Here is a 12,599-nt window from a genome sequence, read left to right as displayed (position 1 = left end):
GGAGGTAGGTCGACTGTGTGTCAGACCCGTTCGCGCTCGATCGGACAGCTCATGCACCGCGGGCCGCCGCGGCCCCGGCCGAGTTCGCTGCCCCGGATGGTGATGACCTCGATACCGCTCTTGCGCAGATGGGTGTTGGTCGTGACGTTGCGCTCGTACGCCACGACGACGCCGGGCTCCACGGCCAGTACGTTGCAGCCGTCGTCCCACTGCTCCCGTTCCGCGGAGCGGACGTCCTGGCTGGGCGTGAGCACCTGGATGGAGTCGAGGCCGAGGGCGTCGGCGATGGCCTGGTCCATTTCCTCGGGCACGTGATCGGTGATCTTCAGGCCCTGGCCGCCGGGGCCTGGCTCGATCGTCGAGGACGGCAGCATGCCCAGCCCCGCGTAACGGGTGAAGGTGTCGCCGCTGAGCATGGTCATCACCGTGTCCAGGTGCATGAAGCTGCGGCTCTTGGGCAGGTCCAGCGCCACCACGCGCCGCGCGGAGCCCGCGGCGAACATGCGCAACGCCAGGCTCTCCACCGCCTGCGGGGTGGTGCGCTCGCTCATTCCCATGAGCACCGCACCGTTGCCGATGACCAGGACGTCCCCGCCCTCGACGGTGGACGGGTAGGCAGCCTCCCCGTCGGTCCACCGCTGGAACTCCCCTTTCTCGAAGAGGGGGTGGTGCCGGTAGATCGCTTCGAAGTGAACGGTCTCGCGGCGCCGAGCCCGCTTCCTCATCGGGTTGACACTCACGCCGTCGTACACCCAGCACGAGGTGTCGCGCGTGAACAGGTGGTTGGGCAAGGGGGCCAGTACGAAATCGTCGGGCCCCAAGGCGTGCAGCCGCACGCTCGGCACGGCGCCCATCCGCCCGAGCAACTCCCCTTTCGTGACACCACCGATGAGGCACACGGCCAGTTCGGCGGGTTCCAGGGAGTCGAAGAACGCGCGCATGCGGTCGGTCGCGAGCGGGCCGAACTCCCGCTCGTCGAAGACACGGTCCTCGACGAGGGCACGGGCAGCGGGCCGGGCCAGGGTCTCGGTGAGCAGGTCGGAGAGGAGATGGACGCGGACACCGCGCTCCCGCAGCGTGTCGGCGAAGGCGTCGTGCTCCGCCCGGGCCCGCTTGACCCAGAGAACGTCGTCGAAGAGCAGCGTGTCCTTGTTCGTCGGGGTCAGACGCTTCAGCTCCAGGTCGGGCCGGTGCAGGATCACCTGCTTGAGCCGGCCGGTCTCGGAATCGACATGGAAGGACATGGTGCTCCTCGGCACGGTGGGGGTCGGGACTGCGCTCAGGGCGACGGGTGGGCTCCTGCCGCGTCCGCCGGACGCGACGCTCGGCCATGCCCCGACCGTGTCACCCGGACCGTGCGGAACGGGGCGGCGACGGTCCCCACGCAGAGGCCGTACGGGACCTGTCGTCCCTGGCCCGGTCGTCGGGCCGGACGGGACCTTCGGCCCTGCGCCGCCCGCGGCCGGCCGGCGCGTCAGTCCGCTCGCGGACCGTGGGCGCGGAACCGTCCCCGGACCCGCTCCACCAGCCGACCGTCCGGCGCGGGGTGGCGCGCAGGGGGAAGGGAATGCCGAGGGCTTCGTGCTTGGGGACACCCAGTTCGTGGAAGGGCAGGACGTCCACGCGTTCGACGCTGTCGAGCCCGGCGACGAAGGCGGCCGGCACCTCGACGGCCTCTTCGTCGTCGGTCCATCGCGCTGCGAGCACGGAGCGGATCCACCTGGGGACGCCGAGCCGGTTCAGGCGTGCGGCGAAGGAGAGCGTGGGTGCCAGCGCGCCTCCGGTGAGCCTGCGGTAGGTCCCGGCACAGGCCCTCAGGAGCCCGGCACACCGCCGACCGGCTCTGCGGGGCCGGCACGTCCGGGCCCTTGGTCCCGGTGGCCGGGGGCCTGTGGGCGCCGCGTGATGCTGCCCTCGCGTTGGCCTGCCCGCCCGTGTCCGCCGGTGACACGACGTCACGCGCGGCGCCGCCACCCGGGCGGCGGGCAGCGGCGCCGGTCCGCCATGCCGTCAGTCGTGCGGGACGACGGCGACCGGAGCGGCACAGTGATGCAGGACGGAATGCGCCACGGGCCCGGTGTGCGCACCGATCGAGGACGAGCGGTTGCGGCGTCCGACCACGACGAGGCGGGCGTCGCGCGCTGCGGCCAGCAGATCGGAGGCGGGACGGCCGAGCCGGCACTCCTCGGTGACCTGCACCTCGGGGAACTTGTGCCGCCACGGAAGGAGCACCGCGGCCAGGGCGTCCGCCTTCGCCGCCTCCACCTCGCCCTCGAGCAGAGCGGCAGCCGCCGCCGCATCCGGACCCCAGGCCAACGGGAAGTTCCAGCTGTGCACCACGCGCAACCCGGCCCCGTGCCGGTGGGCATGGGCGAAGGCGAACTCCAACAGCTCGTCGCACGGACGGGAGATGTCCACTCCGAGCACGACGTCACCGCTGTCCGCCGGGAGCTCGGCGGCCGGCACCTGCTGCCCCTGGCTCCGCACCAGCACGACGGGGCGAGGGGTGTGGGCGACGACGGCCAAGGACACCGACCCGACGACGAAGCCGGTGACAGCGCCGAGCCCCCGGGATCCGAGGACCAGCAGATCGGCCTCCTCGGCGGCCTCGCAGAGGGCCTTGGCAGGCTCCCCGCACTTCTGCACCGTCTCCACCTCGAGCCCGGGATGGTGCCTGCCCACCCACTCGGCGGCCTTGCGCGGTGCGCGCTCGGCCCAGTGGCGCCGCGTGTCCGGACCGATGAGCGGCGTGTGCACGTCCGGCGCCAAGTCCCAGACATGGACGATGCGCAACGGCAGACCGCGCGCGAGCGCCTCCCGCGCGGCCCAGCCTACGGCCGCCATGCTCTCTCGCGAGCCGTCGAGTCCGACGGTTACGGTGCGGGGCATCTGGGGACCTCCGAGTCCGAGAACGACGTGATGCCGCCACAGTGGCGGGCTCCGACACGGGGCAGGAGGGGCCACAGGTCCCCGCAGAGGGCCCGAGGGGCCCGCGCGAGCCCGAAGCACGGCGGTAGCGGCGCACCGGCGCGTGGCCCGCGGCTGCCTGCCCCGTGCCGGGCGCTCCCCGGAGCAGTACCACGGCTGCGCCTGGGCCGCGCTCGGCCGACGGCCACGACCCACGACGGGGTGCACCCGCCGAAGACGCCGTCGGCCTCGCCCTGTCCGGCCTGCGTGCAGCGAGCACGCGGACGTCGGAACACGGGCGGCCATGGACGGGGCGCGCCCCCACACGGAGCGTCGGGGCGCTCCGTCCCGGGCCGGTTCCGTGGTGCTGGCAACTCGGCCCGTCCGCCCGGCCGGTCGTGCTCGTACGGGCCCGCGAGACCGCCCCGCTCCCCTGCGGCCCGCGCATCCGGCCTCGGGCGACACCGTGCAGGGACTGCTCGGCGGGTTGCGGATGCGAGTCGTCGAGGCTGCAGGTCAGCTTGTCGACCACCCCGGCCATCCGTCGATCCGGCTCGTCAGGTCCGACCCGATGGGCTGCTCGCCGGCGCGCTCCACCACCGCCCTTCCGCACGCTGCCCCGCCTGGCGGACGAAGCACTCAGCGCAGCCGGCGCAGGTACGGGTCGCGGGCCCGCCGTGGCAGCAATCGGACGCGGACGTCGAGGGCGGTGACACCGCCGGGCCGGGCCACGACGGGGTTCAGATCGATCTCCGCCAGCTGCGGCAGATCGCACGCCATGCGGGACAACCTCAGCAGGAGCTGCTCCAGCCCCTTGATGTCGACGGGGCCGCAGCCGCGGTAGCCGAAGAGCAGCGGCGCGCAGCGCGGCGAGGTGATCAGTTCCCGTACGTCCTGGTCGCTCAGTGGGGCGAGGCGGGCGGCGTGGTCGGCGAGGAGCTCGGTCGCCGTTCCGCCGAGGCCGAACAGCACCAGCGGGCCGAAGACCTCGTCCTGGACGGCTCCGGCGACCAGCTCGACTCCGCGGTCGGCGAGGGGCTGGACGACCACGCCGGTCATCAGATCGCCGAAGCGCGTGACGAGATCGCGGTGGGCAGCTCTGACCTGCGACGTGTTCCGCAAGTCCAGGTGAACGGCGCCGTGTTCGGTCTTGTGCAGCAGTCCCGGCCAGTACGCCTTCATCACCACACGTCCGTCGGGACCGGCGAGCCGTTCGGCTGCGATGACGGCGGCTTCCTCGTCCTCGGCCCACGCCCAGGGCAGCTGCGGAATGCCGTAGTGGCCCAGGAGGTCCGAGGCGGTACGGGGATCCAGCCAACCGCCTCCGGGGTCGGCCTCCAGGCACCTGGCGACAAGGGCCTCGGCTTCGGGCGTGTGCACGTCGGTGAGTTCGGCGATCCTGCCCGGAGGCCGGGCGAGCCAGCGGGTTCGGGCTGCCGCGTGGGCCAGGGCGCGGGCTGCGGCCTGCGGGTCGGCGTATGCGGGCAGGGCGCCGCCGCCCCCGGTGTGCAGCAGGCGGACGGACTCGGCCTGGTCGAGGAGGACCGCGGCGACCGTGCACGACCGACTGACCGGGGCGGCGTGGGTGAGCGCCCGGACGGGATCGTCTCCGGTCGCCGTGGAGATCGCGGTGGGGGCCAGCACCACCAGGACGGCGTCGACACCGCCATGGGCCGCGAGCCGTGCCACGCAGGCGCGCAGTGACGCCTCCCCGGCGGCGGCGGTCGCGTCGACCGGGTTGGCGGCGCTGGCGCCGTCGGGCAGAAGCTCCAGTACGTCGGCGACCAGTTCGGTGGGCAGCTCGGGCACGGTCAGGCCCGCCTCGGTGCAGGCGTCGGCGGCCAGCACGCCGGCGCCTCCTGCGTTCGACACCACTGCCACCCTGGTCCCGGCCGGCAGGGGCTGGGAGTGCAGCAGGGCTGCGGTGTCGAGAAGTTCACCGATGCCGCGCGTGGCGATGACCCCGGCCTGGGTGAACAGCGCCTGGCGGGTCATCGTCGGCGTGGCGGCCGCGGCGGTGTGGGAGGCGGCGGCGCGGCGCCCGGCGTCGGAGCGGCCCGCATCCACGGTGAGGACGGGCATCCGCCGGGCGACGCGGCGGGCGGTGCGGGAGAAGGCGCGCGGATTGCCGAACGACTCCAGGTGCAGCAGGGCCAGCTCCGTCGTGCCGTCGCCCTCCCACCACTGGAGCAGGTCGTTGCCACTGACGTCGTACTTGTCGCCCAGAGACACGAAACTGGACACCCCGATACCGAGCCTGGAGAGTCCGCCGAGCAGAGCGATGCCGACGCCGCCGGACTGGACGGCCACTCCGGCGGTGCCCGGGAGCGGGCGGTGCGCGGCGAAGGCGGCGTCCAGGCGCACGGGCTCCTCCGTGTTCGAGACACCCAGGCAGTTCGGGCCGACCAGACGCATCCCGTACCGGCGTACGGTGGCCAGCAGCGCCGCCGCCTGCTCGGCGTCCAGACCGGAGGTCAGCACCACCAGCGCCCGCACCCCGGTCTTGCCGCACTCCTCGGCCACCTCGGGCACGGCACGCGCGGGAACGGCGACCACGGCGAGCTCGGGCGGCTGGGGCAGGGCCGTCACCGACGGGTAGGAGGGGGTCCGCTCGACGGCCTGGGCGTGCGGGTTGACGGCGTGCAGCGGTCCGGCGAAACCGGCGCGGCGGATGTTCCTCAGGACTGCCCGCCCCACGGAACCCGGCTTCGTACCCGCGCCGACCACGGCGATGGAACGGGGACGCAGCAGCGGCCGCAGGCTCGCGGCGTCGGCGTGGCGGCCGCGCTCGTCGCAGGCCGCCAAGTACTCCTCGTTCTGGATGAGTTCGACGGTGCAGTGGAACTCGGGCCCCTCGAACCGCCGACTGACACGAAGCCCCAGGTCGGTGAAGACCTTGAGCACCGCGCTGTTGTCGGAGAGCACGTCGGCGGTGAACGTGGTGATGCCCGCCCCACGCGCGGCGTCGACGAGGTGTTCCAGCAGCAGAGTCCCCAGCCCCTGGTGGTGGTGTCCGTCGGCGACCGCCAGCGCGATCTCGGCAGTCGCAGTGCCCCGTACCACCTCGTACTCGGCGAGCCCCACGATCCGGTCGGCGCTTTCGGCGACCAGCGCCCGATAGCCGGTCCGGTCCTGCTTCGACACGCGGTCGGCGGCCATCTCGGCCGAACGCCGGCTCGTCGAGAAGAAGCGCAGCCGCAGGTTCTCGGGCGACATCTCCTGGTACAGGCGCAGGATCCCGTCCCGGTCGTCCGGCCCTGCCCGCCGTATCCGCACGGTCGACCCGTCGGTGAGCAGCGCGTGCACCTGCGGCGGCTGCGACTCGGTCATGGCTGTGCCTCCTCGTCACCGATGCTGGTGAACAGCCTCCGGCCCGGGCAGCACGGCTCCCAGGGGCCACCGGGGGCAGCGACGAGGGCCGACCGGCCTTCGGTCACCCGCGGTGGCACATCCCCGGGCGCGTGGTGCGATGGCGGCCGCCGAGCGCGCGTCGATGACGGCGTGTGCCGCACTCCGCCGGCGCGACGACTGGGGCCTGCGGATGACCTCCGACGCCCACACCGCGGTCGCTGCCTGGACGCCTTCATCGGCCGGCCCCGCCCACACAGCCGTGCCCCTGCGCCTGGGAACTCAGGACCCCTGGCAGCGTCGCTCCTTGTCAGGGCGTCCACTCCGAAGAGGCAGCCTCACCGTCCGGCCCCACCCGGCGAGGGCGCTCAGGGCGAAGCAGAGGTGAGGGCGCGCCGACCCGCCCGCCTGCGCACGCGCGAACTCGCCCACCAGGGCCGGATCCAGCAGGGGGGCCAGCGCCGAGGCATCAGCGACGGCCAGGCCGTCCAGAAGCTCGCCCGGGGCGCGTAGCGGCTTCTGGTCGGCGTAGAACGGCGTGTCCGGTAGGGCGGGTCCCCGTAACCAGTAGCGGAGCGGGGGACGGCGGGAGGTCACGGCACCGTAGCGCTCCTCCGGATAGCGCAGCAGCGCCGGGCACAGCAGGCCGATGGCCCAGCGGTGCCAGCGGTCGCCCAGCTTCCAGCTGCGGGGCAGGGCCTGCACGGCGTCGCTCCAGCCGGGGGCGAGCAAGGGCACCCGCCAGTGGGTGAAGGTGCTGATGGCCGCCAGGTTCGCGGCGATCTTGCGATGCCCGTACTGGGTACGGAAGAACGCCTCCGACGCCCCGAGCAGGGTGCCCTGCAGGGTTCCCCGCGGCAGCGCCGCCCGGACCCGCTCCGCCATCGCCTCCGGCCGCAGGGCCTCCCGGAGTTCGTCCGCGAGCCGGTGCCGCTCGCCCGGCAGGAACGGATCCCCGCCCGCGCGTTCGATCAGGTAGGTGGGGGCCTCTTCGGCGGGGCGCGCGGTCCGGGGCCATGCGTGTCTGCCCAAGGCGGGCAGGTGGTAGGCCCTGGCCAGCTCACCGTGGTAGCCGAAGAGCACCGGCTCGGTGCGGCCCGCTTCGGCGACGTGTGCCATCCCCGCCCAATTGCTGATCGGCAGGAGTCCGTCCGTCGCCGCCGTGACCCGGTCGGCGCTGGCCACGAGCGTGGGCTCTGACACGGTGTGCACATCGTGGGGCAGGCCGAAGTCCCGGGCGATCGCCAGGGCGACGGTACGGTCGAACGACCCGGCGACGCCCGATATCAGCAGACGCGGTGCGATCCCGTCGGCCAGCAGGGCGGCGAGCAGCAGTCGGGCGTCGAGACCGCCGGACATCGAGAGGGCGCACGGCGTCCGTGCCGCGTCCCGTACCGCCGCACGCAGTGCGGTGAGGGCTGTACGTGCGGCCGCCCGCGGCGGCTCGGGCTCACGGGTTCGCGGCGGCACGACCAGCAGGCCGGGGCGTGGCAGGGCCGCGGTCAGTACGGCCCCTGCCGGAACCCGGCGGACGTCGCGGTCAAGCGTGGTGTCACCCAGTGGATGGCCGTGTACCAGGTGGTCGGCCAGGGCTGCGGCGTTCCAGCGCGGTGCGCGGCGCGCGAGGTCGAGCACGTCCGTGACGCTCGGCCCGTGGGCCGCGCTCGTGGTGGTGTCGTAGTAGTGGGCCACGGCCCCCGACCGGGAGGTGACGATCACATCCCGGTCCGGGAACGTGGCGGTGGCGGTGAAGTGCCCCGGCAGGTCGACGAGGGCAGCGGCGCGGGAGGCGTCGACCTGCCCGTCCGAGAACGCTCGACGGATGGCGGCCTCGGTGTCCGGCGGGCAGTCGCCGCGGACGGTGATCCGAGGTGCCCGAGGTGCCGGGACGCTCACCGTCCCGCCGTTTCGAGGTCGTCCAGCACGATGTCGGCGACGGCCATGACGCCGAGCGAGCAGAACGCCGTGCTGGTGGCGGACATGTCCGCCCGCTCCGCCCACTTGTTCGCCGGAGCACCCCCGCCGCACACCGCGTAGTAGGAGCAGGTTTGCTCACAGGCGGCCCGTCCCCGCTCGATGTCCGATGCCAGCTGCCGGAAGGTGTCCGGCCAGCGGTCGAAGCGGAACCCGGGGTCGGTCACACGGCCAGCCACGAAGTCCCCGTACCGTGCGCTGGTCCAGCCGAACAGTTCGGGGGAGAACGACGACACGCGGCCGTCGGCTCCCACGGTGACGATCGACAGCGGTTCGTTCTGCGTGTTGCGCACGGGCAGGGTGTGGTGCAGGACGTGCCGCCGCATCGCCGCGAACTCGCGCACCTCGATGCCGGTCCGCTCCGACCACCGGGCGACGCGGCGCAGGAAGGCCCGGTACTCCCTCTCGAAGCTGTCGGCCCGGTGCAGGGTGGAGTCGTTGCCCCCTTCGGTCTCCTCGGGGTTCAGTCCCAGCGAGCGGGGGGCGAGTTCCGCCATGAAGTCCAGGTAGGCCCCGGCGCGGGCGAGCGTGGCAGGGGTGACGACGGAGATGACGTCGTAGGGCAGCCCCGCCTCCACCAGGTGGGATGCGCCCTTGAGGGCGCGTGCCAGGGTGCCCGCCCCACTGCGGGTGCGCCGGTGCGCGTCGTGCACCTGCGCGGGGCCGTCGAGGCTGACGCCCACGCGTATCTCCTCCTGCCGCAGGAAGTCCGCCCACGCGCCGTCGAGCAGCAGGCCATTGGTCTGGAGCGAGAAGGACAGACGTGTGCGGTCCTCCAGAGCCGACCGCAGCAGTGCGTGGGCCTGAGCGTAGAACGACCTGGGCACGGTGAGCGGTTCACCCGCGTGCCAGCGGACCTCCAACTCCGGTGCGAGCAGACCGCTGGTGGAGAGCGCGCGGGCCGTGGCACGCACGGTGTCCAGGGGCATCACGGTCCTCGTGAGCCGGTCGGGCAGGTAGCAGTACGCGCAGTCGATGTTGCAGAAGCCGGTGGACTGCAGCACCACCTGCCGTATCGGGCCGGGGGCGGGTGCGGTCGGATGCTGCGGCAAGGTCATCGCACCTCCCGTACCGGTGCGGCGGGGGTCAGCCGGTTGGCCGTCAGGAACGACACGTCCGGCAGTCCCTCGGTGTTGGTGGCGCCGTCGTGCAGCACGTCCTGGGTGTTGACGAGGTACGCCTGGCCGGGGCTGAGCCGCACCCGCAGCACTGGGTGGGCGGGGAAGGCCGCGAAGAAGGCGTTCTTCAAGGCGTGACCGGTCTTCGGAACCGTGTGACCGGCTGCGGCGAGCATCAGCATCAGATCGGTCGTGCGGAGATTGACGAAGTGGACGTAGCGGTCGGTGAAGCCCAGATTGGCCACCGTGAGGAGAAGAGAGCGGTGCCTCTCGGTCAGGGGGAAGTCCTCATGGTTGTCGAGGTGGAGCCCCATGAAGGTGCGCTGCTCGTAGTTGTAGGCGGTCGAGACGAGGCCGTGGCGGTGGACCACGCTGTCACTGGCTCCCTGGCGGGTGCTGCGTGCGCCGACGCGGCGGCCGACGGCGTCCAGCACGCGCTCGCGGACACGTCCGAGGACCGCGCCGCGTTGCGCCGCCTGTTCGTCGGCGTTGCCGTCGCGGGCGGCTGCGAGCATCGGCAGCAGTTCGTCGCGGCACGCCTTCAGCGAGTCGGCGTCCAGATCGAGCACCGTCAGCATCCGGTTCAGCGGGGTGGCCGGCGCGGGATCGAGCATCTCCCGCTCGGGTGGGGTGAGGTGACGCCAGTCGTCTCGGGGAACGACGGCCGTCGGGTCCGCAGCGATCCCGGGTACGTCGGCCAGCCGGCGCGTACCCGAACTGATCATGACGTCCGACGGGTGGAAGGCCTCGCAGTGAACGGAGAGGGTGATACCTGTGTTCAGCATGGGCACTCCTGCTGTGGGAGGTCCCGGGGCCACTCCGTGCGCGGCCCCGGGACATGGGTCGATGGAGATCAGTCGCCCCAGGTGGAGTACCCGGAGAGGCAGGAGCCGCGACCGGCGGCCGGGTACGTGGCACGGAGGCTCTCGATGCGGTCCGTCACACTCCTGACCTCGCCGGTGGCCGCGGACACCGACAGAGGGATGCCCGCCGTGTCGGCGACGGCCGCCATCCGCACGGCCAGGTCGGTGTTGCGCTCGATCGTGGACATCTTCAACTCCTTGTTTCGACTTGCCGGTTGGTGCTCCGAGTCAACGTGTGCGGCTGCTTCCGCCGAAAGCGCCGGGCTGCTTCCCATTGGCTTCCGCTGCGCTACCGCCGTCTCCCGACGCATCGCTAGACTGGCGCGGCGCTGAGCAGTGACGGGCGACCGCGGAGGCGACGTGGACGATCTGCGACTGACTCTGTTCGGCAGGACCCGGGTGTTCTGCGGCGGCGAGGCCGTCACCCCGCCTCCCTTGGCCACCGCCGTCCTGGCCCGGCTCGCCGTAGCCGGGGGAGAGCCGGTCTCCGTGGACGAGGTGGCGCGCGACGTCTGGGGGACGGTGCCTCCGCTGCGACGCGGCGACCGGGTGGCCGTGCAGAAACGGGTCCTGATATTGCGTCGGCTCTTCGGCCGGGGCAGTGGTGACGACTCCGGCGCAATCGTCACCGAACTGGGGCGGGTGAGCACGTACCGGCTGGCACTGCAGAGCGACCAGCTGGACCTGTGGCGGTTCCAGGAACTGGTCCGCGACGCCCTGCGGCTCCCGCCCGCCTCGGCCATCGGCAGCCTGGCACACGCCCTGGACCTGTGGCGGGACCGCCCCCTCCGGGACGTGGAGGGCTACGCGTTCGCCGCCGAACCGGTCGCGCGCCTACGCGCCCTGCGCGAGACGGCGCAGCGCGAACTGGTGCGCGCCCACACCGCGGTGGGAGACAGCGCCGCGGCGCTCGTCGTCGCGGAACAGCTGGTCGAGTCGCTGCCCGGGGACCGCGCTCTGGACCGGACGGTGTCGCAGTTGCGCGGCCGTGTGCGCGAGACGGCCGCGGTGCTGGCGCGGCACGACTTCCCGGCCTTGCGGACCTCGGTGGCGCTGGTCTCCGGCAACCTCCTCGACCAGTCGGACGCCGACCTGGTGATCGGGTTCACCGATACCTTCGACACCGCCACGGACGACCGGGTGATCCACCGCGACAGTCTCCAGGGCCAGTTGCTGCACACCTTGTTCGACGGGGACCGCAGGCGCCTCGACGGCCAGTTGCGGCGGGAACTGCGGCACGTCCCGCCGGTGTCCGTGGAGTCGAGGTCGAGCAAGAGGCTCGGCAAGCTCACCCGCTACCCCCTGGGCACGGTGGTCACCCTGTGGGCCGGCGACCAGCAGATCCTCGGCGTCGCCTACAGCCGCATGGGCAACGACCTGGCCGCCCGGTCCTCCTCGCAGGAGCTGGCGCACGGCCTGGAACGCCTGTGGGAGCACACTGCCCGGCACGGGCGGCGCCGCCCCGTGGCCATCGGGCTCGTCGGAGCCGGGCTCGCGCGTGTCGACGGACTGGGGGCGCGGGAGTCGCTGGCATCGGTCGTGCGCTCGTTCCTGGCCCGGTCCCGCATCGGCACGGTGTGCCCCGAACTACGCCTCGTGGTACGCCCCGAAGCCGTCGCCGGGGTCGAGCCGACGGCCGTCGCGACATTCCTCCATGAGCAGGAGGAGCCACCGCCATGTCCGGGTACGCGGGAACAGCGGCGGCGGCCGAAACCGACGCTGCCCGCGCCGACGCCGTCGAGGCGCTGAACGAGGTCCCTGCGTGGCGCCTGCCCGCCTCGGCGTGGCAGGAGGTGCCGGTCGGTGGACACCCTGGCGCTCGCCCTCCGCGGCGGCCACGCCGGGGAACGGCGCGATGCCGCCACAGCCTTGGAGGACCTCGCTCCGCGACGGGTGGTCCGGGCCGGCTCCGCGTCCGAGGCGACGGCAGCGCGGCTCAGCGACACGGCCCGTTCCAGGTCCGCGGGGTCAACGACCGGGACCGCGTGGGCGCGCTGCCGGTGCGCGGCACCGAGCAGGCTCGTCAGATCGGCTCGGTGTTCGGGTTCCGCGGCGCGGAACGCGGCCGCGTCCAGCAGCGCCATGGCGGAGGCGGTGTACGGCCGTTCTCCTCGGCGGCGGCCCGGCCCAGGAGTTCCCGGGCGAGCCCGACCTGGACCGCCGGATCCGTCTCGCGCCCCAGCACCGGCGGCAGGGGGACGGGGGATCACTGGGCGGATTCAATCGGTCGTCGCAACACCTCATGATCAGCGAGGTGTGGGATGGTTCGTCGTCAGCAGGGAGCCGATCGGGCGATACGGCCAAAGTTGAGGTCTCCGGGGCATCCGAAATTTCAGCGTCATATCGAAGCAGCGTTCTGGGATGAAATCGCCAAAGGTCTGCTCGCGGA

At 72.9% G+C, this 12,599-nt stretch carries 8 protein-coding genes and 1 pseudogene; 1 reads left to right on the top strand and 8 read right to left on the bottom strand.

The features are described from left to right. Positions 1-20: 20 nt before the first annotated feature. The 8 genes and pseudogenes from QMZ92_RS15860 to QMZ92_RS15825 all read right to left on the bottom strand — a co-directional run bounded on the left by QMZ92_RS15860 (position 21) and on the right by QMZ92_RS15825 (position 10,398). Entirely contained in the window at positions 21-1,244 is a 1,224-nt protein-coding gene (locus QMZ92_RS15860; RefSeq protein ID WP_283298027.1) for an arginine deiminase, read from the bottom strand. Positions 1,245-1,474: 230 nt separating this feature from the next. Continuing rightward, positions 1,475-1,800, bottom strand: a pseudogene (locus tag QMZ92_RS15855) (pyruvate formate-lyase-activating protein); the annotation flags it as partial. 210 nt (positions 1,801-2,010) lie between these two features. After that, on the bottom strand, positions 2,011-2,889 hold the full coding sequence (locus tag QMZ92_RS15850; protein WP_283298026.1) for a universal stress protein: 879 nt from the start codon (positions 2,887-2,889) through the stop codon (positions 2,011-2,013). A gap of 657 nt (positions 2,890-3,546) precedes the next feature. After that, positions 3,547-6,237, bottom strand: coding sequence for a bifunctional acetate--CoA ligase family protein/GNAT family N-acetyltransferase (locus QMZ92_RS15845; protein WP_283298025.1), 2,691 nt, complete (start codon positions 6,235-6,237; stop codon positions 3,547-3,549). 300 nt (positions 6,238-6,537) lie between these two features. Then, positions 6,538-8,151 carry a hypothetical protein gene (locus QMZ92_RS15840; protein WP_283298024.1) on the bottom strand — a complete coding sequence of 538 codons (1,614 nt, stop codon included), beginning with the start codon at positions 8,149-8,151 and terminating at the stop codon, positions 6,538-6,540. Continuing rightward, the gene (gene grrM, locus QMZ92_RS15835) at positions 8,148-9,287 is read right to left on the bottom strand and encodes a cyclophane-forming radical SAM/SPASM peptide maturase GrrM/OscB (protein ID WP_283298023.1); all 1,140 of its coding nucleotides are present in this window, start codon (positions 9,285-9,287) and stop codon (positions 8,148-8,150) included. Before grrM ends, QMZ92_RS15840 begins: the two co-directional genes overlap by 4 nt. Continuing rightward, the gene (locus tag QMZ92_RS15830; RefSeq protein WP_283298022.1) at positions 9,284-10,132 is read right to left on the bottom strand and encodes a hypothetical protein; all 849 of its coding nucleotides are present in this window, start codon (positions 10,130-10,132) and stop codon (positions 9,284-9,286) included. Before QMZ92_RS15830 ends, grrM begins: the two co-directional genes overlap by 4 nt. A 68-nt stretch (positions 10,133-10,200) precedes the next feature. Next, positions 10,201-10,398 carry a hypothetical protein gene (locus QMZ92_RS15825; protein WP_283298021.1) on the bottom strand — a complete coding sequence of 66 codons (198 nt, stop codon included), beginning with the start codon at positions 10,396-10,398 and terminating at the stop codon, positions 10,201-10,203. 172 nt (positions 10,399-10,570) lie between these two features. Here QMZ92_RS15825 and QMZ92_RS15820 point away from each other — a divergent pair, with 172 nt between their 5' ends. After that, on the top strand, positions 10,571-11,959 hold the full coding sequence (locus QMZ92_RS15820) for an AfsR/SARP family transcriptional regulator (RefSeq protein WP_283298020.1): 1,389 nt from the start codon (positions 10,571-10,573) through the stop codon (positions 11,957-11,959). The last annotated feature ends 640 nt before the right edge of the window (positions 11,960-12,599 follow it).

The organism is Streptomyces sp. HNM0645 (assembly GCF_030056615.1).
Classification (GTDB): domain Bacteria; phylum Actinomycetota; class Actinomycetes; order Streptomycetales; family Streptomycetaceae; genus Streptomyces; species Streptomyces marianii.
The sequence above is the reverse complement of the archived record's forward strand: the minus strand, read 5'-3'. Positions and strand labels throughout refer to the sequence as shown.